This is a genomic window from Candidatus Accumulibacter sp. ACC003 (genome assembly GCF_907163085.1).
Classification (GTDB): Bacteria; Pseudomonadota; Gammaproteobacteria; order Burkholderiales; family Rhodocyclaceae; genus Accumulibacter.
In genome coordinates this window covers 240099-260508 of record NZ_CAJQTX010000009.1, presented here as the reverse complement: position 1 = coordinate 260508, position 20410 = coordinate 240099, and the positions used below count along the sequence as shown (strand labels likewise).

Below are 20410 nucleotides of genomic sequence, written 5' to 3'. Positions count from 1 at the left end.
GCGGATCGACGGTGCCGTGCTGCAGCCCGGGCGCGTGTCATTGCGCCGGCTGTCGCAAGGCCTTTGGCGCGGCGTCTTCGGCTTTCGCGAAGCTTGCCGAAGACCGTGCGATGCGCTGGCGGTGCGGCGCCGAAGCGCTTGGTATATACCTCGCAAGCCGCGGCTGTGGGCAGGTGATCAATAATCGGGCTTCGCGCTGAATTTTTCCAGGAACCGGAATTGTCAATGACTGTCGATATCGTCGTCTTCATCGGCGGCGACGAGGAAAAGTAAACCCGTCGTGGCGGGCGAGGGCGCATCTTGCTCCCGGTCTCGCCCCCGAAGATTTTCTACAAGGAGAACCAGATGCCCCTAAATGCCCTGCTGCCTCGCTATCCGGTACCGGCGCTGAACGTGCCGCTGACCACTGGCGGGCGCTTCGTACTCGGTGCGTCACCTGCCGAGCACTTCGACCTGCTGGTCTTCTACCGCGGGCTGCACTGCCCGATCTGTGCCAAGTACCTGCTGGAACTCGAGCGCCTGGCGCCCGAGTTCGCGTCGCGGGGCGTTCAGCTCGTCGCGATCAGCAGCGACAGCGCCGAGCGCGGCCAGCAAATGGCCGACAAGGTCGCTGCCAGGGGAGTCCAGTTTGCGTATGGCTTGAGCCTGCGCAGCGCGCGCCAATGGGGGCTTTACATCAGCACCTCGCGTGGCCTGACGTCGATCGGCATCGAAGAACCCGAGCTGTTCAGCGAGCCCGGCGTGTTCATCGTTCGTCCCGACGGAACGCTGTATTACGGCGCCGTGCAGACGATGCCCTTCGCTCGCCCACAGTTCTCGGATTTGCTCGGGGCGATCGATTTTGCCATTGCCAAGGACTACCCGGCGCGCGGCGAATTCACCGGCGAAGTGTAGCGGTTGTAGCGGTTGTAGCGGTTGAAGCGCTTTTGAAGTGCTGCCAGCGGCTGCAGCCGGCTTGCAGCGGCTTGAAGTGGCGCCGGCGCCTCTAGCGATTGGCGCCGCCAACGGCGAGTCGCTTGAGCACCTCTTGGCGCGGGAAGAGCGCGACCAGTGCGTCGACCGATGGCGTTTGTTCCCGGCCGGTCAGCAGTACCCGCAGGGGCATCGCCAGTTTCGGCATTTTCAGGCCGTGGCGGCCGACACTTTCCTTGATCAAGGCGCCAATGGCGGCGGCGTTCCACGCCACGTCGCTTATCCCGGCAATGAAATCGGCGAGTGCTGGCAGGCTATCCGGCGTCAGATGCTTGACCAGTAATTCGGCTGGCGGGCGCGGCTCGACGTAGAACGCCTCGGCGATGTCGGCCAGTTCATTGAGGTTGGTGACGCGTTCCTGATGCAGTGTGACGACTGCCGCAAGCGCTGGCGTCGCGCTGACCGTTACGCCGCGCGCCGCCAGGCGCGCTTGCACCAGCGCCGCCAGCCGCGCCGGTTCGGCGCGCTTGAGATAGTGGGCGTTGAGCCAGTTGAGCTTTTCGGTATTGAACTGCGCCGCTGACGGCGTGATGTGGTCGAGGTCGAACCACTCGCAGAATTGCGGCATCGAGAAAATCTCTTCGTCGCCGTGCGACCAGCCGAGGCGCGCCAGGTAGTTGAGCACCGCTTCCGGCAGATAGCCCTCGTCGTCGTACTGCATGACGCTGACCGCGCCGTGCCGCTTCGACAGTTTTTGCCCATCGTCGCCGAGAATCATCGACAGATGCGCGTACTGCGGCACCTGCACGCCGAGCGCCTGCAGGATGTTGATCTGGCGCGGGGTGTTGTTGACGTGGTCGTCGCCACGGATGACGTGCGTGATGCCCATGTCGAAATCGTCGACGACGACGCAGAAGTTGTACGTCGGCGTGCCATCGGCGCGGGCAATCACCAGGTCGTCGAGTTCGCCGTTGGCGATTTCGATTCGCCCCTTGACCAGGTCGTCCCAGGCGACGACGCCGTCGCGCGGGTTGCGGAAACGAACCGCCGGCAACACGCCGGCCGGTGGCGTCGGCAGCGTTTTCCCCGGCTCTGGCCGCCAGGCGCCGTTGTAGCGCGCCTTGAGGCCTTGCGCCCGTTGCTCGTCGCGCAGGCGATCGAGTTCCTCGGGCGCCATGTAGCAGTGGTAAGCGCTGCCGGTGGCGAGCATTTCCTCGATGACTTCGCGGTAGCGCGCTAGCCGCTGCGTCTGGTAGAACGGGCCTTCGTCGTGCGTCAGGCCGAGCCAGTTCATGCCGTCGAGAATCGCTTGCACGGCTTCGGGGGTCGATCGCGCGAGGTCGGTGTCCTCGACGCGCAGGATGAAGCGGCCGCCGTGACGGCGGGCGTAAGCCCAGGAGAAGAGCGCGGTGCGCGCGCCGCCGATATGCAGGAAGCCGGTTGGGGAAGGGGCAAAGCGGGTGCGGATCATGGTCGCTGGTCGCAGTCTGGCAAAGCGCCCATTCTAGACCACAGCAGCTGCCGCCGCCGAGCCGTCGCGGAGCGCCCTTTGCGCACTCGACGCACTCGTTGCGGTCCGCGCTACGACACGCTGGGTCGCGCTAGCCGCGATCGTGAAAGCGGATGACGTTGCGCCCGGCCTGCTTGGCAGCAAACATGGCGGCGTCGGCCCACTTGAGGATCTCGTCCTGGCTGGCTTGATGATCGAGGAACAAGGCGACGCCGATGCTCGCCGAGCAACAATGCTCGTACGTCGTCGCCGACTGGCCGTCACGCTCGATGGTCAGCACGTAGGCTTGCGACAGGCTGCTGCGGATTTTTTCAGCGATGACCGTTGCGGTTGACCGGGATTTCGACTCATCGACCGCCAGTTCGTTGATCACCACGACGAATTCGTCGCCGCCAAAGCGCGCCACGGTGTCGATTTCACGGACGCAGCGCTTCAAGCGGTCGGCGGTCTCGACCAGCAGCAAATCGCCGGCGACGTGTCCGCGTTGGTCATTGAGCGGCTTGAAGTTGTCGAGGTCGACGAACATCACCGCGCCATGGCAGCCGGTGCGCGTGCTGCTGGCTATCGTCTGGCGCAAGCGGTCCTTGAGCAGGCGACGGTTGGGCAGCGCGGTGAGCGGGTCGTAGAACGCCAGTTGTCGTACTTGTTCTTCCTCGTGCTTGCGTTTGGTGATGTCCCTGCTGATGCCGTGATAACCGGTGATCGTGCCGTTCGCGTCGTGCTCGGGGGTGGACAGGACTTCGACCCAGATCAGCCGGCCGTCTTTGCACCGTTGCGGTAACTCGAAGCGTGTAATGCCGGTTCGTACGCCCTTTTCCTCGGCCTCCTGCTGCCTTTGCTTCTCCCTGAAGAGCGCCACGCCTTCCTTGGTCAGTATTTCGGTGACGTGCCGGCCGATCACTTCGTCGGCAGGGTAGCCGCGCAGGCGCTCGTCCGCCGGGCTGATATAGGTGAAATGATGGTCGCGATCCTGCCGCCAGACGACGTCGGATACGGTCTCGGTGAGCAGGCGATAGTGTGCCTCGCTCTCCTGAAGCTTTTCAGCCGCAAGGTTCTTCTCGATGGCGATGCTCGCCAGGTTCGCCGACTGCTCGATGATCGCGATATCGGAGGGCGAAGGCGTGTGCGGTTGCCGATGATAGATGGCAAAGGTGCCGAGCACCTCGCCAGTCGATGCCCGGATCGGCTCCGACCAACACGATCGCAAGCCGGCGCGGGCAGCGGGCTGTCTGGCACGGGCCCAGAAGGGATGCGTGGCGATATCCTCGACAACGACGCGCTTGCCGGTAAAAGCGGCGCTGCCGCAGGAGCCGACTGTGGCGCCGATTTTCATGCCGTCTACGGATGTGTTGAAGAAATCAGGCAAAGTTGGCGCTGCCCCGGTGTGCAGCCGTTGCTTCTCGCCGTCGAGCAGCAGCACGCTGCACAGCATTCCCGGATTGAGTTGCTCGACGCCGCACACCAGCGCCTCGAGAATGGCGAGCAGCGGTTCGCCGGCCGCCAGTTGTTCGAGAATGCGGCTGCGATACTGCTCGTACTGCTCGGCGCGCTTGACGGCGGTGATGTCGGTATGGGTGATGACGGCGCCGTGGCCGGTTTCCCGCCCCAGCGGCGTGACGACCATCGTCAGCCAGCGCCCCTGCTGTTCCAGGTGGCAGGCGTAGTCGAGGCTGAAGCTCGGCAAGCGGCCGTCGAGAACCGCCTGGATGCCGCGGCGCGGGTCCAGGGACCGATCGTACGATGCGCACTCGCTGCCGCTCCCCCAAAAAGCCAGGTAGTCGGCGCCGACCTTGCCGTACAGCGCTGCTTTGCCGGGCTCGTGGCCATCGTCGACCGCAGAACGTCGCCAGCGTTTGTTGACGTCGTGAATGACGCCCTGGTGGTCGACGACGGCGATCCTGGCGGTGATTGAATTGAGGATGTCATTCTTGAAGGCTTCGCTTTCCTGCAGTGCTTTTTCGCGTTGTCCGAGCGTTTCCAGAAGGCGATTGAAAGCAGCAACCAGTTCGCCGATTTCGTCCTGGCGAAGAATTGGCAAGGCTGGTGGGCGTTGCGCGCTCGCCGAACGTGTCGACAGCGTCGCCAGCGTCTTGGCCATCTCGAGCAGCGGCGACAGTTGGCGTCGCAATAGCCACCAGGTTGCTGCCGCCACCAGCACGGTCAGCACTAGTGTCTAATTGCATTATTAACCGGTAGTAACTATCATGCTTCTCCATTGCTTCGTGGTGGAGGAGATGTGGTGGGACGTGTGGCGGTGGCGCTGTCTTGCGCAGCGGAGGTGAAGGAGGAATTGGAGCGTATGTCACGGAGTCGCAGTGGCGAGGTTCGCTTGGCCGAGCGAGCGAGAATCGTGCTGGGTTGTTTGGAGGGTCTGCGAAACGACGAGGTTGCCCGCGCAGTTGGCGTACGTGCGAACACGGTGGGGCTGTGGCGTCGGCGCTTTGCCGAGCATGGTTTGTCGGGCTTGCGTGATGCTGCGCGGCCGGGCAAGCCGGCGAAGTACGGGCAGGATCTGCGTGACCGCATTCTGGCGCAACTCGAACGGACACCGCCGGAAGGTATGGCAAGTTGGGATGGTGGTTCGCTGGCGAAGGCGCTGGAAGTATCGGACGATGCCGTGTGGCGCGTGTTGCGTCGGGAGGGCATCCAGCTGCAGCGGCATCGCTCCTGGTGCGTGAGCACGGACCCAGAGTTCGCCGCCAAAGCAGCGGATGTCATCGGGTTGTACCTTAACCCACCTGAAAACGCGCTGGTCCTGAGCGTCGACGAGAAACCCTCGATCCAGGCTCTGGAGCGTCGGCGCGGCTATGTCCAAACCAGTAGCGGAAAGGTGGTTCAGGGACTGAAAAGCACCTACAAACGCCATGGCACGGTCAACCTGTTCGCCGCCCTCGAAGTGGCCACCGGCGTCATTCGAGGCAAGACTACCCTAACCAAGAAGCGCGCTGATTTCCAGGCCTTCATGGAGGAGACCATCGCTGATGAACCCGTCGACCGTGAGATCCACGTCATCTTGGACAACCTCAACACGCACAAGAAAAACGACGAGTGGCTCGCCGCTCACCCCAACGTCACCTTTCACTTCACGCCCACCAGCGCCAGTTGGCTAAACCAAGTGGAGATTTGGTTCGGCATCTTCCAGCGCAAGACCCTGAGAAACGCCAGCTTCTCGAGCCTGGATCAACTCGTTGCCGCCATTCACAGCTTCACCGCGGCTTACAACCAGAACGCCGCCCCATTCGCCTGGCGAAAGCGAGAGGTCAAGGGCGCGCAGCTGCGGAATACTATCGTTAATCTATGCAATTAAACACTAGCGTCGCCAGCAGCATCCGCTGCTGCATGTCTCGAATCGGCGCGAAGGCTTCACTGGTCGGCAGGATCGCCACGATGTCCCAGCCGGCTACCGGAATGCGCTTCGACGAGGTCAGGATTTCGGCTCCGATCGCGCTGACGTAAACGATTGGTCCCTCGAAGCCGGCGATGAAGCGGTCGATCGTCGGATTGACGCCTGGCGCAGGAAGCGTCGCCATGACCCGGCTCTTGTCGGTGGCGGTGATGATCTGACGGTACTGTGGCGCGACCAGAACATAGCCGCCGGTCCTGCCATAGCGGTTGCGCGTGATGTGGTCGAGAAAATTGGCCATTCCCAGGTTGACCACGCCGCTCAGGCCCCCGATCACCTGCCCGTGCGCGTTGCGAATCGGCACCGTCATGCCGAAAAGTGGAGCCTGCAGTTGCTTGCCGACGAGCGGCCGGCTGATCGTCGACTTCCCGTGCTGCAGCGCGGCGGCGACGGAGTCTATGTCCAGGTAATTGACGCCCCGCCGCCGCGAAGACAGCGGCACCTCGGCAATTGCCGTGCCGTCAAGGCGGTGGGCGATGACGCCGCCGTTGAACGCGTCTTCCTGCAGCGCCATGCTGCGCTCGATGAAAGCCTGCAAGTCGGCCGTATGGTCGAGCATCGCCGGGCTGACGCCGGCGGCGATTTTCTCGAGGACGATCATCCGGTCCTTCAGCTCATGATCGACTTCGTCGGCGAGCAAGGACAGCGTCGATAACTGCTGGTCGCCCAGGACACGCTCCATATCCTCGCGCAGCATTCGGCTGGCGTAATAAGCGAGCGACCAGATGCTGACCAGGAAAATGGCCAGCGTGAACAGGGTGATTCTGGTTTTCAGCGAGCGCCACTGGAAGAGTTTCGAATTCATGCAGCGTTAGATATCGATGGCCTTGCTTGATGAGTAACCCGGGGCGGTTGATTGATTTTCTGCGAGCTGCCGAGTGATTTCAGCACCTGGCCAATGGCAATCGCACAGAATATACGAAACTACTTACGGCACTCTTGCCGTTTGCTTGAAATTCATGGCCAGCTCGCGAAATGCGGCGCTTGCCGGCGCGCCAGGAAGTCACGGCACGTGCCGGATTCCCAAAGACGACGACGCGCGTGCCTGCCGCTCATGCTAGTTCGATCATTTAACAGGCGCTCGTCACGTCGCATCGACCGTCGGTCAGCGTCTCGGTGGCGCTTGACAGGGCTGGCAGGCGCACAGATACTCGTGGCCGTCTCGTTGAACGATGCTGGCGCGCACGCCGAAGGTGCTCTGCCGATACGGGAAGCGGTGATGACTTCGATGCATCGGGAGGCTCGACAGGTCATGGCCGTTTGGCCTTCAAGCTGTTTTTTTCCGTCAGGAGAGAACGCATGAAACGCACATTGTTTGCCGCTATCGCGGTAGCCATCATTCTCGCCACCGGTCTTGGCATCGTTGCGGACCGAAGCTTCGCCGATGCCAATGCGCAGAATGCGGTGGCTACTGCCGTCCCGCCGGCCGCGCCGCCGCTTCCCGAAGCAGCGCTGGTCGATCAGGATGCACCTTACTACGAGGCTTGCGCCCGCGAGGGGCTCAGCGCCTCCGAATGCGTCGGGCGTCTGATCTGGTTCAAGGCCACTGCCGGCAACGACCGCTTTCATACCTACACTTTCCAGCAGCGCATCGGCGTCCTGGTCGACTGGTTCCGCGTCTTGCGTGCCGACCAGCGTGACGATCGTTTCTGGGCCTGGGGAATCATCAACGATCCGTCGTGCTGCAAGCCGGGCGAAGCCGGCTGTCCGGCGAAGTCGGCCGAGGAAACCTACGGCTTCGACTGGTGCCCGGGCGACGACGTCCTGCTCAAGTACGTCGGCAAGCCCGGCTACATCGACCCGGCCTGCGGCCTCAAGGACGCGCCGCTCGATGCCAACGATCCACACAGCCAGGGCGGTCAAGTCGATCAGCGGCACTCGGCGTGCGATCTCAAGTTCGGTACCTCGACCGGCGCGCTGGGGCTACGCAAATTTCCCAATCCGCGCTTCGACGCCGGCAAGTGGAAAGAGCTGAATGGCGAACTCGGCAGCTGGGCGGGCTTTGACGGCAAGCTCGGCGAAAAGACCGGTATCGAATCGGACCAGCGGGTCAGCAAACTCGCTGATGGTTCGGTCGAGCCACCGTTCCTGATCGGCACCTCCTGCGGCTCGTGCCATATCGCTTTCGACCCGCTCAACCCGCCCGCTGACCCGGCGCACCCGAAATGGGAGAACATCAAGGGGCTGATCGGCAACCAGTACACGCGGATGTCCGAGCTGCTCGGTTCGGGTCTGCCGATCAGCAGCCTGGAGTACCAGATGTTCGCGCACGCTCGTCCGGGAGTGACCGACACCTCGGCAATCTCGCACGACCAGGTCAATAACCCCGGCACCATCAACGCCTTGATCAACGTCGCGCAGCGGCCGGTGTTCGCCGGCGAAATCGTCACCAAGTGGCGCAAGGCAGCGAGCTGCGGCGACGAGAAAGATGAGGACAAGTGCTGGTGCGAACCCGGGCGCAGCGGCAAGTGCTGGCTGAAAAGCACGCGGACCGACGACACCACGCCGGTCAATCTCGGTGGCCAGCGGGTCGTTCTGCCCGGCGTCCACCACATCCTGAAGGGCGGCGAGGACTCGACTGGCGCGCTGGAAGCGATCCAGCGGGTGTACTTCAACATCGGTTCGTGTTCCGAACAGTGCTGGGTCAATCACCTCGCCGACATGCGCCAGATCGATCCCGAGCAACGCGGCTTCGGCCAGACGCCCTTCGACATTGGCCAGTGCCGGCGCGATTGTCCGAATTTCCGTGCCGTCGAGGACCGCCTGCAGAACGTGCTCGACTTCTTCGCCTCGGCCGAGTCCGATCAGACCGACCTTTACTCGGCGCTGGCCAACGGCCGCCAGGCGGGCGCGAGCGGCGTTGTTTACAGCCGCGCCGACCTGGTTCGTGACCTGGATGCCGAATTCGGCGCTGGCGCCGTTGGCCGTGGCCAGACGGTTTTCGCCGAGAACTGCGCGCGCTGCCATTCGAGCATTCCGGAAAGCAGCGGCGGCGCGTTCAAGAACCGCGACTTCGCCGCCGCCAGCGAAACTCACCCGCGCCACGTCAGGGCCGACTTCCTCGGGAACGATGAGGCGACGCCGGTCACCGAGGTCGGGACCTTCCGCTGCCGCTCGCTGCACTCGAATCACAAGGCCGGCAACCTGTACATGGAATCGGCGTCGGACACGCTGCGCCAGCGGCCGATCGTCGCCGACATCCCGGAACGCGACGATCTCAAGGATGGCGGTCGCGGCTACATGCGCAATGTTTCGCTGGTCAACGTCTGGGCGACGGCGCCGTTCATGCACAACAACGCCATCGGCCCGGAAATCTGCGGTAAGCCGGCCAACAAGGTCAATGACTTCCACCGCGCCCGCTATGTCGATGGCAGCGGCAAGCTGCTTGCGCAACAGCCCGAGTGTCGGCGCTACGACCCCAGCGTCGCGGGCCGTTTCGACCTCTACAAGCAGTCGATGTTCGAACTGCTGCACCCGCAGGAAAGAGGCGTCAAGCGCACGCTGACCAACGCCGACCTGCTGATCGACGTCGGCGTACGACCGCTTGATGGCAAGACCGAAAAGCCGCTGATGGGCTTCGGACAGGTGAAGATCCCGGCCGGCAGCAGCGTCGGTTACATCAACGGCCTGCTGCACAAGCAACTCGTCGGCGACCTGTTTCTCGCCAAGCGCCATCCCGACCAGCTGCAGGCGGCGGGCAAGGCGGCCTTGCTGCCGACGCTGCAGAGCATGGCCGACGAGATCCTCAAGAACCCGTCGCGCTTCGTCGACGTCCTGCGCGAGCAACGCGCTTTCATTAGCGCCAATTACGAGAGCTGCGACCAGGAAATCGAGAACGAAGGCCATCGCTTCGGCGAGGACCTTTCCGAGGCCGACAAGAAGGCGCTCACGGCCTTCCTCGCCACGCTGTAAGGAACGGGAGAGCCCACATCATGAGACTGCCGCAGACCTTAGTCACGCGCACCCTTGCCATCGCACTGCTCGCCCTGGCCCTCGTCTCGTGCAGCAAGCCGGAGCCGCCGAACATTTCTTTCGCGCCTTACGCCAAGGGCTACCAGACGCGGATGGCTCTCGCCCAGGTCGACTACAAGTACCCGATTGCGCCGGCCGAACTGGCGAAAATCACGCCGGATTATCTGGCGACGCTCGACGAGGAGCAGATCGAGCAGATTTACGCCCGCCTCACCGCCGGCCCGATCCCCGATGGCGCCTTCGAGGGCCGCATCCTGTTGCCGCGCGGCAGCAGCGGCAAATTCCGGCTTTCCGAGCTGGTCGGCGGTTTTGCCGGCACCGCGCTGCATCTCAAGGGGCTGGTCATCGAGGAGGTCGGCGAAGTGCTGTGGCGCGGCAAGGTGTTCTTCCGCGACGAGCGCGTGCTGCGTAACCGCATCGAGGATCTGTCCTTGCTCAAGAAAGCCGGTCTGGTCGACGGCGAGCCGAAGAAAATGAGCTACGGCGGCAAAGAAACCTGGCTGCTGTTCCCGGCCAAGCTGTACTGCGGCCAGAGCCTGCTCGACTCGCGACGCGAGTCGATCATCATCGATTACCTGTTCACCGACGAGATCGCCGGCTATCAGGAAAATCCCGACTACCTCGCCGGCCGGCGCGGTTTGAAAGTACGCGACGAAATTCGCATGATCCGCCCGGGTTTCTACCTCGGTCGAGCCTATCTGGACCGTGGTTTTGCGCTCAACTTCACGCTCTACGACAAGGCCACCGACGAACGCGCCCGCGACAATTTTGTCGCCACCGGGCAGGTCCAGGAAGACTGCTGGCCGGGCACCCAGAAGCGCGGCGTCGCGGCCGTCGTGGCCGCCAAGTCCTGATCCTGATCGCGATTCTGGTCCCGACTCTGAGCGCGGTCAGGCGCCGGCATGCGAGCGGATGATGAGCCTGCAACGGGCCTTCCAGGCGATCGTGCTGGGCCTCGTCGGCGCGGCGGCTGCCGCCAGCGCCGCGCTGGCGCTTGACGTGGCGACGCCGCTGGTCGACCCGGCCGACGCCGGCGAGCATCGACCCAGCGTCGGGCACTCGCTGTTCGAGCAGCTGTTCGCCGTCGGCAGCGATGGCTACGCGCAGGTCGAGCTGCCGTTCCCTTTCGCGGCGCTCCTGGCGCGCATTGACGCGCAGCTGCAGCGCGACCCGGACAGCCCGCTGCCGCCGGCCAAGCGCGTGCTCATTCCTCTGGGCCGCTCGCTACAACGCAACGCGGCGGCGCCCGACTACTTTGCCTATCCGCGGGTGGTGGTCGCTGTCGACCGCCCGCCAGCGGCGGCCGCTGCGCTGCTGCTCAAGGATCGCCTGTTCATCGGCTACCAGGAGCAGTCGGCGCTGCTCGAGATCATCAGTTACAACGAGGCCGCCGGTCGTTTCGAGTTCCAGCTGGTCAAGGACTATCGCTCTGGCGGCAAGCCGCGGCTGGTCTACGCCAACCGCAGCGTCTGCTACGCGTGCCACCAGAACGGCGCGCCGATTTTCTCGCGTGCGCTGTGGGACGAAACCAACGCCAATCCCAAGGTGGCGGCGCTGCTGCTGGCCAGCGGCCAGCACTTCTACGGTATTTCGCCCGGGCGCGGGATCGACGTCCCCTACGCCATCGACAACGCCAGCGAACGCGCCAACGCCTTCTCGCTGATGCAGCGGCTGTGGCGCGATGGCTGCGGCGCTGCCGACGCGAGCGCGCAGCGCTGCCGCGCCGGCCTGTTCTCTGCCGCGCTGCGCTATGCGCTCTCGGGCAGCCAGAGCTGGACGCCGGACGCGACTTTCGCGCAGGCCGTCGCACTTCCCCTGCGCGCCCAGGCTCGCCGCCTCTGGCCTGGCGGGCTGGCCGTCGCCAGCGCCGACATTGCCAACCGCAATCCGCTGCAGGGTGTCGACCACTGGCCGACGGAAGCGGCTGCCCGGCTCGCGCTGGCGAACGTCCCGGCGCGTTTCGATCCCTTGCTGCCGCGGCCGCTGGAGCGCGTCTGGCAGGCCGATTCGCCGCCTGCGCTGCGGCAGCTCGTGCAGGGTCTGGCGGAGTTTGTCGCCGCTCCCGACCGGCTGTTGCTGGCGAGCCTCTTGAGCCGTTCGTCGGCGGTGGCGACGCGACGACTGGCGATCAGCTGCCGCGTAGACGCCGCGCCAGCGGCGTCGCGTTGGTCGCTACGCTGCGCGGCGCCGGCCAGCGCGCTGACCGGAACGCTGTCGCTGCACGGCGGGCGACCGACAGGTGGCCGGCTGACGCGCTTGCTGTTGCCCGGCGGCACGGCGCTGAACGGCGTCGAGCTGCGTGTCTCGGGACAGGCGACGGCCAGTGCCGTGGCGCTGCTGCCGTCGGTCGACGGGCAGCCGCCGCGCACCGCCGACGGTGACGCGCTGGCGCTCGTCGAGATTCAGCGCCGCCAGCCGGCGGCCAATGCTGATCGCCAGTCGGCCGACGATGAGGGCGAAGCGACGCTGCTCATCCGCCAGGAATTTGCCATCGTCGAGCAGGCCATCGACCGCCTGCTCGCCAGCAGCGAGGCGGCGAGCCTGTTCGGACCAACGCCCTTCCCGCGCCAGAAGCTTTTCGCGGCGCTGTTCGCCGAGTTGGGCAGCGCCGCGCCGGCGCCGTGTTGCCAGGTCGTCAAAGAACCGCTGGCGCCGCCGCTGCCGGCCAGGGCCATCGCCGCGGCGGCAGCTAGTGGTTCGTTGACCACCGCCAGTTCGGCTGGTACGGCCAGCGCTTTCGCCGATCCGACGCTGCGTGCCTTCCAGCCCTACTGCGCCGCTTGTCACCAGAGTGACGAGACTTTCCCGCCGAATTTCCTGCACGGCAGCGCGGCCGAGGTGAATGCCAGGCTGCGCCACTGCGCGCCGCGGCTCTACGTTCGCCTGGCGATGGCCGACGTTGCGCCGGCACAGCGTGCCAAGACGCCGATGCCGCCGGCCAGTATGTTGCCGGCTTTTGCCAGCGATCCGCAGGCCTGGCGGAGCAGTCCGCTGCGCGCCGGCCTGCTGGCGCAGGTCGAGCAATGGCTGCGCGCCGAAACCGGTCAGGCGCCGCAACTGGACACGCTGCTGGCCAACGGCTACGAGGCGCTGCGGCCGTGCCTGCCGGCGCACTGAAAAATCCGAAAAAAGGGGAATAGTCGATGAGCGAGCCGCCTGAAATTGTCAAGAGTCCGTGGCAGCGGCGCTTCGTGCTCCTGTTCATCGTCACCATCGTGTTGCCGGCGGTCGTGCTGGTCTTGCTGTGGCAACGCTTCGCAGGCGACGTGCCGGTGGACTACGACAGCCCGACCGAGCACTTCAAGTACGGGTCGACCGGTGGCGAACACGAGATGGGTTTCCCGTACTGGATCTGGCGCGCGCTGCCGCAGGTCTGCCCGCAGTACTTGCCGGGCAAGGGCTATCAGTCGCTGGGAATGGTCTACGAGAAGAACGCCGACGGCAGCGATCGGGACGTTCCGGTCGGCACTTCAAAGCGCCGCTACCAGGGTATCGACCGCGTCTTCGTCAACTGCGCGGTTTGCCACACCAGCACGGTCCGCAGCGCCGCCGACCAGCCGCCGACGATCGTCCTCGGCATGCCGGCGGCGACCTTCAACATGAAGGGTTTCGAGGAGTTCTTCTTCCGCTGCGCCGCCGATCCGAAGTTCTCCAAGGAATTCATCCTGCCCGAGATCGAACGCCAGGGCGGCCAACTCGACCTGCTCGACCGCTACCTCGTCTATCCGATCGCCATCGCCATCATGCGCGACCGCGTTCTGGCGCTCGCCGGGCGCTTCGACTGGGTGTTTGAGCAGCACGAGTGGGGTCCGGGCCGCGTCGACACCTTCAACTCGGCAAAGGTCATCTTCAACTTCCCGATGAAACACCTCGACGCCGCCGAGTTCGACGCCCCCGCCGATTTCCCGTCGCTCTGGCGGCAGCGCCAGCGCAAGCAGCCGCACGAAATGCAGTTGCACTGGGACGGCAACAACAGCACCGTCGAGGAGCGCAACAAGAGCGCCGCTTTCGGCACCGGCACGACGCCGCCGACCATCGACCTGGCGCGCATTGGCCGCGTCGAGGACTGGATCATGGACGTCTCGCCGCCGGCCTTCAGCCAGTTCTTTGCCGTCGATCCGGCGCTGGCGGCCAGTGGCGAACCGATCTACAAGGCGTATTGCGCCAACTGCCACGGCTCCTCGGGCAGCGATTTCAGCGGTGAGCTGGTCGGCAAGGTGACGCCACTGGCCGAGATCGGCACCGACCGGCGGCGGCTCGATTCCTACACCTACACGTTGGCGGTGAACCAGGCGACGCTCTACGCCGGCTATCCGTGGCGGTTCACGCATTTCCGCAAGACCTTCGGCTACGCCAACATGCCACTCGACGGCCTCTGGTTGCGCGCGCCCTACCTGCACAACGGCTCGGTGCCCAGCGTGCGCGACCTACTCGAGCCGGCGCCAGCGCGGCCGACAACTTTCTATCGTGGCAACGACGTCTACGATCCGCTCAAGCTTGGTTTCGTCTCGAATCAGGCGCAGAGCGACGGCCGGGGATTTTTCCTCTTCGATACCGCCGCTCCCGGCAACGGCAACGGCGGCCACGAAGGCAAGGCTTACGGCACCGAACTGAGTGCCGACGAGAAGACCGCGCTGGTCGAATTTCTGAAGACTTTCTGAGGACTCCACGATGAGCATGCGCTCCTGCAGGAACTGGTTCAGAGTCATCGGCATTCTGATCATCGTCACGCTCGTCGTCGGCGGCGTCATCGCCTACGATCGCGGCTTTCGCGAACAGCCGCAGCCCGACTGGGTGACCGCCGACTTCGAGACGCGCTTCAAGTACGGCTCGATCGGTGCCGAGCACGACGCCGGAATTCCCTACTGGATTTTCTACGTGCTGCCGCGCGTCTTTCCCGAAAAACTGACGCAGGATGGCAAGGTTCTTCCCGGCGGCTACGCGTCGCTCGGCGTGCCGTGGGAGCAGGGCCAGGAGCTGCCGGCCGGCTTCACCAAGAAAACCATCGGCTTCGCGCGCGTCGGCAACAACTGCGCTGTCTGCCATACCACCAGCTACCGCGAATCACCCGAGTCGAACCCGGTCTTCGTCGTCGGCGGCCCAGCGCACACCACCAACGTCGAGGCCTTCTTCCGCTATCTGATCGACTGCGCCAGGGACCCGCGCTTCAACGCCGACATCCTGATGGCCGAAATCAACCGCGTCACCAATCTCGATATCATCGACCAGCTGCTCTACCGCTTCTTCGTCATCCCGATCACCAAAAAGCGCCTGCTCGAACGCGAACAGCAGTTCGCCTGGATCTACCGACCCGACTTCCCCGATTGGGGGCGCGGTCGCGACGACGCCATGAACCTCACCAAGTACTTCATGATCCGCGCGCCGATGGACGATACCTTCGGCCCGACCGACATGCCGTCGGTGTGGAACCTCAAGAGGTACGTCTGGGACAAAGGCCACCGCATGAACTACGCTGGCGACAGCAATGACGCCTACTCGGTGATCATGGACTCGGCGCTCGGCCTGCTCGGTGCCGCGCCGGCCGACAAGAAGGATTTCGTCGAACAGGTGCAATGGCTGCACAGCTACCTCTCCGAACTGCCGCCGCCGAAGTACCCGTTCGCCATCGACACCGCCAAGGCGGACGCCGGCAAAGCCCTCTTCGACGCCAACTGCGGCAGCTGCCACGCCAGCGAACTCACCGGCCGGCCGCTAGCGCTCGCCGAAGTCGGCACCGACCGCGGCCGCCTCGACTCCTGGAACAAGGGCGCGGCGATCAAGGCCAATCAGGTCGTCAAGGAAATGGGCCTCGAACGCCGCGGCCTCGTCGAGGAAGACCTGATCGGCTACGTCACGCCCTTCCTCGACGGCATCTGGCTGAAAGCGCCGTACCTGCACAACGGCTCGGTGCCGACTCTGCGCGACCTGCTCGAACCGGTCGCGCAGCGGCCGACGGTTTTCTGGCGAGGCTACGACGTTTATGACCAGAACAAGGCCGGTTTCGTCACCGACACGCCGGCGGCGCAGCGCGTCGGGACAAGGCTCGATACCAGCAGCCGCGGTGGCAGCAATCAGGGGCACGAGTTCGGGACCAGTCTGTCGGCGGCCGACAAGGACGCGCTGGTCGAGTATCTGAAGACGCTTTGAGGTGGCGTTGTGGAGTTGGCACGAGGAAAGATCTGAGCCCGTGGCGTGGGCACGATGAGCGAAGCCTGCGCGCCTGACCCCGCACGTTTTGCGGAACGGCCAGGCAAGCCCACGGACCCGCCGGGCAGAGCCTGCTCGGGTAGCCGGAGGTTTCTCAGGGCGTAGGTATTCCTGATTTGCGTTCAAACGAGGCGGCTAGATTCCGGTAATCAGAAAATCAAGAGCAGCGATGATCTCGTCTCGACGCTGTGTGAGATTCGCGACCTCGGTGCCGAGGTGCTTCTTTTGAATACCCGCCAGCTGTGGCGTGAGCATGATGTACTGCTTGCCGTCGATTTGGAGTAGCGGAGTGAGGGTCTTGAGCGGCTGGCCCTTCATCGTGGAAGCTGGACAGAGGGGTACCGCCACCCGCGTCCCGAGTTCGGCGATCAGATTGCTCTGGACGTCGAGAAGCAGTGGGTAGTCGGTGCTGCTGTCCGGGTTCGGGTTGCGGTGCACGCTGAACTGGGCCATCAGAAGGTCCGTATCCCTTCGCTGAACGCCCCATGCCTGTGGACGTGATCGTTGTAAGCCTCGATTGCCGCACGGTTTTCGACAAGCCATTGCTCACGCTGGCGGCTTACGAGGATTTCAAGCAAGGCCTGCTCCAGGGTGGCGGAGAGGTTGATGTTCATCGTCCGCGCTTTGCTCAGCAGGTCGGCGTTGATGCTGAGGTTTGTCGCCTTCTTGGGGGCTTGGCTGTCATAGGCTGCTTGCATCGGTGGCCTCTCGTTCTTGATGGCGCGCATAGTCTATGCGTACCGCGGTGCGCAAGGCAAGCCAAGGGGTGTGAGCGACCCGCCAAGCAAACCGCGCCGAACAGGCCATCGCTTCGAGCAAGCACTTGGCCGACTTCGTCACAGCGCTGGGAAGGCGGTTTACATGATCAAATGGCGATCCCGAGAGGCGAGTGTGCTCAGGTCTCGACTCCAGCCTTCGTGGTCAGCGCAGGAAAACGCAAGAAACGGGGTCACGTTTATTCCAGTATTTGCGCGCTGTCGCTGGCGGCGCACCGTCTGCCAATAGCAAGCGTTGCCAGACGTCCGCACACCGAATGCTAGTGGCAGGCTTACCCACCCCATTCGCCGGCACTGCTCTGGTCATTGACCCCAATTTTCTACCAAGCCCAGGCTCTTGCCGGCGGCGAGGAGCCTTCTATCCCCTGTCCACAAGGTGGTTCCGGGCGAAAGACGTACCGCTGCCAACAAATGTGCGTCAATGTGGCCGATGCCAAAGCCGTATAGGGCATGGTGCTCAACGAAGCGCAGCACTTCGTCATCGGCAGCGACGGCTGCCTGCGGCAAGTCGTGTAGCGCGCCAAGGATTAGCTCGCGATTGCGGAGGCGGCCAAGGGCCAGTTCGCCAATGACGTAGGGGGATCAGCACGAGGCCCTGCTCCAGGCTCCGGGTCAGTCGCTCGTCACACGGCGAAGGTGGTCAATCCAGATCGCCGTATCGACCAGGATCATGCTTGCTCGGTCTGGCGTCTGGGCACGTTTTCCAGTTGTGGCTCGGAGCCGCCAAGCAGTGCCAGTCGCTTCGCGCTTTCGCGCTGGATAAGGGCGCGCAGGGCTTCTCGCACCAGGGCCGTTTTTTCAGAGAGGCCGGTCAGCGCTTGAGCCTTGGCAAGCAGGTCGTCATCGAGTGCGAGAGTGGTGCGCATTGGCGTCTCCTTCTCGCAACAGCGCCAATCGTAGCATCATTGAATGACGGAAAAAGTGCTGCAATGGCTGCTTGCCGATTCCGCTGGTGCTCAGGAAGACGAGGGTAGTTCCAACATTCTGCGGGTCGGAGAGCGAGTCTTGACTATTCCCCGAGGCACGCGGGCAGGCGTGATCGCGCGCGCTTGCACTGCTGCTGTCGCCAACTGGACAGCGCGGCGACAGGACTAGCTCGCCAGCGCCGTCCGGTAATCGCGCGGCGCCCTTCCGCTCCAGCGCTTGAAGGCGCGGGTGAATGCGCCCGGTTCGGAAAAGCCGAGCAGGAAGGTGACTTCGGTGACGCTCTTCGCCGGATCATTGAGGTAGCGCTTGGCCAGCGCGTAGCGCGTGTCTTCGAGAACCTGCTGGTAGCTGCTACCCAGTTCCTGCAGCTTGCGCTGTAGGGTGCGCCGACTCATGCCGAGGGCTTTCACCAGATCGTCGACGCTGGGCTCGCCCGAGGTCAGTTGCCGGAGCAGGAAGGTCTGGCAGCGGGAAACGAGATCCTCCGTGCTGCGCATCGCCAATTGTTCGGCAAGAATCGCGTCGAAGGTCGCCGCCAACTCCTGATTGGCTGTCGGCAAGAGCGTTTCAGCGTCTTGTGTGGTGAGCACCAGGGCGTCCTCGGCGGCGCCAAAGTGCAGGTCGCAAGCAAAGAAATCATGATAGGGGCCGGGTTCGGCCGGCAAGGGGCGGCGCAGGAAGACCCTGGCCGGATTGAGGGTGCGCTCGAAGTTGCGGCGACACATGTCGAGGGTGACTGACAAAAGGTAGTCGGCCATGACGTACCCGAGCACCGGGTCGCTACGTCGGTGATCACAGACGAAACGCAGCCCGTCCGCCTCGTTGAGACAACGGCAGTGCCAACGGTCACCGAGGACGCGAGCATGACGCTCGATGCGCTGCAGACCCTGGTGCAGTGTGTTGCTCGACAACCAGGCATAGCCCAGTACCCCCAGGCTGGAGGGATGCCAGCATCTGGCCGCAGCAAGCCCGAACGCCGGGTCGGCGATCAGGCCAATCGCGCGGCCGAAGACGACATCGACCAGCCGGCTGGGTACGCGCGCGCCGGGCTGTCGAAAGACCGCTGGATCAACGCCGCTTTCATGCAGCAAGCGGTACGGGTCGACAGCGTGTGCCTCGAGCAGGCGGACGACGATCAGCCAGATGCTGGCCAGCGAACTTTGGGTGGTCATGGATGCAATCGGCAGCAAGGTAGATGATCGATTGGCGCAGATGGTGAAACGAATGGCGCGTTCAGTCAAGGCAATCGGCGGCGCCATGCCTAAGCTGAAGGTCCCAAGATCAGCCAATCAAAAACGCCAAGCCGCGGCCAGCCCGTTCCGATGCCAGCCACTCCACCCGACATCGACCTCACCACCGGTTTCCTCAACCGCTCCGGCGGCGTGCACGCGGCTGCCCGGGCGGTTGCCGATGCCGAGGCGAAGGGTGCCGCGCTGGCCGTGCTATGGCTGGATATCGACCGTTTTCGGCAAATCAACGAGTCCTTCGGGCATGTCGGCGGCGACCACATCATTGCGCAGCTGGCCACGCGCCTGCGCTTGGCGTTGCGCAGCGATAGCGTCCTGGTGCGCATGGGTAGTGACGAGTTCGTGGCGCTCATCCCGTCGCTGCAGCTGCCGATGGCGACCAGGATCGGCGTGATGCTGCTGGCCGAGATCGAACGCCCGCTGGCAATCGACAACCTGCTGATGCGCCCATCGGCGAGCATGGGCCTGGCGGTGCTCGAAGCAGGTGAAGACGCGCTGAGCCTGCTTGAACGGGCTGACCGGGCGATGATCGAAGCCAAGCGCCGGGGTGGCAACCAACTGATCATTTCTGGCGACGAACGGCTCACCGGTCGTCTTGGCGTGCAACTGGCGCGCGAGGAACTGGCCATCGAGGCGGACTTGCACAGCGCCCTGGAGAGCGGCTGCCTGACGCTTGAATACCAGCCGCTGGTCGGCATCGATGGCCGCATCGAGGCCGTCGAGGCCTTGATGCGTTGCGACCTGCCAGGGCGACGCCTGCTGCCCGGCAAGTTCATCCCGGTTGCCGAGAAGACCGGGATGATCGTTCGCCTCGGCGAATGGAGCCTGCTGCAGGGTGCGCAATTCGCCGCGCGGCTGCGCGACGAAGGCGTACCGACCAAGGTCGCCATCAACGTCTCGCGCGCCCAACTCACCTCGCGGAATTTTGCCCCGGCGCTGCAGGCGGCGTTGATTTGCGCCAACGTTGCGCCGGCACTCATCGAACTGGAATTCACGGAATCCCTTTTCCTCGATCTCTCGGACATCGTGCAGGCCAATCTGCGCAGCACGTGGCTGGCCGAAGTCGGCATAGCGATCGACGATTTTGGCTATGGCTACTCGTCGCTTTCCAACCTCAAGGATCTGCCGGCCAGCAAGCTCAAGCTCGACAGTTCGTTCATCAAGGTCTTGCCCGAGGACCGTCGTGCTTATGCGGTAGTGAAGGCGATGGCCATGCTCGGGCGCGAATTGGGCATGACGGTTATCGCCGAGGGTGTCGAAACTGCCGCGCAGCAGGCCGCCGTCGAAGGCGCCGCCGTTGACGCCGTGCAGGGCTTTTTTCATGCCCGCCCCATGCCGGAAGAAGCGATGTTGGCGTGGCTGAAGGAGAGAACGACGCATGCGCCTTGAAACGCACGCCGGGCGAGGCCGGCTCGACGAGGTCCTTGAGAAAACGATCCGCGACATCGACATTCCG

Annotated in this window: 15 protein-coding genes; 8 read left to right on the top strand and 7 right to left on the bottom strand. The window is 64.2% G+C overall.

Annotated elements, in window-relative coordinates; genetic code table 11:
* Window positions 1–345 precede the first annotated feature (345 nt).
* Entirely contained in the window at window positions 346–894 is a 549-nt protein-coding gene (locus QZ656_RS19635; protein ID WP_291994967.1) for a peroxiredoxin-like family protein, read from the top strand.
* A 91-nt stretch (window positions 895–985) separates the two neighbouring features.
* Here the strand turns inward: QZ656_RS19635 and gltX are convergent, their stop codons facing one another.
* On the bottom strand, window positions 986–2383 hold the full coding sequence (gene gltX / locus QZ656_RS19630) for a glutamate--tRNA ligase (RefSeq protein ID WP_291994966.1): 1398 nt from the start codon (window positions 2381–2383) through the stop codon (window positions 986–988).
* A gap of 130 nt (window positions 2384–2513) precedes the next feature.
* Window positions 2514–4589, bottom strand: a complete 2076-nt coding sequence (locus tag QZ656_RS19625; RefSeq protein WP_291994965.1) for a diguanylate cyclase — start codon at window positions 4587–4589, stop codon at window positions 2514–2516.
* 72 nt (window positions 4590–4661) lie between these two features.
* On the opposite strand from QZ656_RS19625, the gene QZ656_RS19620 reads away from it, so the two are divergent.
* Window positions 4662–5729, top strand: coding sequence for an IS630 family transposase (locus QZ656_RS19620; protein ID WP_291994964.1), 1068 nt, complete (start codon window positions 4662–4664; stop codon window positions 5727–5729).
* Here the strand turns inward: QZ656_RS19620 and QZ656_RS19615 are convergent.
* Complete coding sequence (locus QZ656_RS19615; RefSeq protein WP_291994963.1) at window positions 5713–6630, bottom strand: cache domain-containing protein; 918 nt, start codon at window positions 6628–6630, stop codon at window positions 5713–5715. The two genes, QZ656_RS19620 and QZ656_RS19615, sit on opposite strands and share 17 nt — an antisense overlap.
* Window positions 6631–7124: 494 nt before the next feature.
* On the opposite strand from QZ656_RS19615, the gene QZ656_RS19610 reads away from it, so the two are divergent.
* The 5 genes from QZ656_RS19610 to QZ656_RS19590 are packed head-to-tail and all read left to right on the top strand — an operon-like array spanning window position 7125 to window position 15944.
* The gene (locus QZ656_RS19610; RefSeq protein WP_291994962.1) at window positions 7125–9737 is read left to right on the top strand and encodes a cytochrome c; all 2613 of its coding nucleotides are present in this window, start codon (window positions 7125–7127) and stop codon (window positions 9735–9737) included.
* 20 nt (window positions 9738–9757) lie between these two features.
* On the top strand, window positions 9758–10651 hold the full coding sequence (locus QZ656_RS19605) for a hypothetical protein (protein ID WP_291994961.1): 894 nt from the start codon (window positions 9758–9760) through the stop codon (window positions 10649–10651).
* Between the two features lie 58 nt (window positions 10652–10709).
* Window positions 10710–12914 carry a hypothetical protein gene (locus QZ656_RS19600; RefSeq protein ID WP_291994960.1) on the top strand — a complete coding sequence of 735 codons (2205 nt, stop codon included), beginning with the start codon at window positions 10710–10712 and terminating at the stop codon, window positions 12912–12914.
* Between the two features lie 26 nt (window positions 12915–12940).
* Window positions 12941–14458 (top strand): cytochrome c, encoded by a 1518-nt coding sequence (locus QZ656_RS19595; protein ID WP_291994959.1) that lies wholly within the window; start codon window positions 12941–12943, stop codon window positions 14456–14458.
* 10 nt (window positions 14459–14468) lie between these two features.
* Window positions 14469–15944 (top strand): c-type cytochrome, encoded by a 1476-nt coding sequence (locus tag QZ656_RS19590; RefSeq protein WP_291994958.1) that lies wholly within the window; start codon window positions 14469–14471, stop codon window positions 15942–15944.
* Between the two features lie 195 nt (window positions 15945–16139).
* On the opposite strand, the gene QZ656_RS19585 is transcribed toward QZ656_RS19590, so the two are convergent.
* The 4 genes from QZ656_RS19585 to QZ656_RS19565 form a co-directional block, all read right to left on the bottom strand.
* On the bottom strand, window positions 16140–16457 hold the full coding sequence (locus QZ656_RS19585) for a CcdB family protein (protein ID WP_291994957.1): 318 nt from the start codon (window positions 16455–16457) through the stop codon (window positions 16140–16142).
* Entirely contained in the window at window positions 16457–16702 is a 246-nt protein-coding gene (locus tag QZ656_RS19580; RefSeq protein WP_291994956.1) for a type II toxin-antitoxin system CcdA family antitoxin, read from the bottom strand. Before QZ656_RS19580 ends, QZ656_RS19585 begins: the two co-directional genes overlap by 1 nt.
* A gap of 746 nt (window positions 16703–17448) precedes the next feature.
* Window positions 17449–17646: a type II toxin-antitoxin system VapB family antitoxin gene (locus QZ656_RS19570; protein ID WP_291994955.1), complete on the bottom strand. Its 198-nt coding sequence runs from the start codon at window positions 17644–17646 to the stop codon at window positions 17449–17451.
* A gap of 225 nt (window positions 17647–17871) precedes the next feature.
* Window positions 17872–18879, bottom strand: a complete 1008-nt coding sequence (locus QZ656_RS19565) for an AraC family transcriptional regulator (protein ID WP_291994954.1) — start codon at window positions 18877–18879, stop codon at window positions 17872–17874.
* Window positions 18880–19029: 150 nt separating this feature from the next.
* Between QZ656_RS19565 and QZ656_RS19560 the strand changes: the two genes are divergently transcribed.
* Window positions 19030–20343: an EAL domain-containing protein gene (locus tag QZ656_RS19560; protein WP_291994953.1), complete on the top strand. Its 1314-nt coding sequence runs from the start codon at window positions 19030–19032 to the stop codon at window positions 20341–20343.
* Window positions 20344–20410: the final 67 nt, after the last annotated feature.

Excerpts from the sequence above, each read along its gene's own strand:
- QZ656_RS19565 (WP_291994954.1), bottom strand. The coding sequence starts at position 18,879 with ATGACCACCCAAAGTTCGCTGGCCAGCATCTGGCTGATCGTCGTCCGC.
- QZ656_RS19595 (WP_291994959.1), top strand. The coding sequence starts at position 12,941 with ATGAGCGAGCCGCCTGAAATTGTCAAGAGTCCGTGGCAGCGGCGCTTC.
- QZ656_RS19570 (WP_291994955.1), bottom strand. The coding sequence starts at position 17,646 with ATGCGCACCACTCTCGCACTCGATGACGACCTGCTTGCCAAGGCTCAA.
- QZ656_RS19610 (WP_291994962.1), top strand. The coding sequence starts at position 7,125 with ATGAAACGCACATTGTTTGCCGCTATCGCGGTAGCCATCATTCTCGCC.
- QZ656_RS19580 (WP_291994956.1), bottom strand. The coding sequence starts at position 16,702 with ATGCAAGCAGCCTATGACAGCCAAGCCCCCAAGAAGGCGACAAACCTC.
- QZ656_RS19585 (WP_291994957.1), bottom strand. The coding sequence starts at position 16,457 with ATGGCCCAGTTCAGCGTGCACCGCAACCCGAACCCGGACAGCAGCACC.
- QZ656_RS19635 (WP_291994967.1), top strand. The coding sequence starts at position 346 with ATGCCCCTAAATGCCCTGCTGCCTCGCTATCCGGTACCGGCGCTGAAC.
- QZ656_RS19560 (WP_291994953.1), top strand. The coding sequence starts at position 19,030 with ATGCCAGCCACTCCACCCGACATCGACCTCACCACCGGTTTCCTCAAC.
- gltX (WP_291994966.1), bottom strand. The coding sequence starts at position 2,383 with ATGATCCGCACCCGCTTTGCCCCTTCCCCAACCGGCTTCCTGCATATC.
- QZ656_RS19600 (WP_291994960.1), top strand. The coding sequence starts at position 10,710 with ATGATGAGCCTGCAACGGGCCTTCCAGGCGATCGTGCTGGGCCTCGTC.
- QZ656_RS19590 (WP_291994958.1), top strand. The coding sequence starts at position 14,469 with ATGAGCATGCGCTCCTGCAGGAACTGGTTCAGAGTCATCGGCATTCTG.
- QZ656_RS19615 (WP_291994963.1), bottom strand. The coding sequence starts at position 6,630 with ATGAATTCGAAACTCTTCCAGTGGCGCTCGCTGAAAACCAGAATCACC.
- QZ656_RS19605 (WP_291994961.1), top strand. The coding sequence starts at position 9,758 with ATGAGACTGCCGCAGACCTTAGTCACGCGCACCCTTGCCATCGCACTG.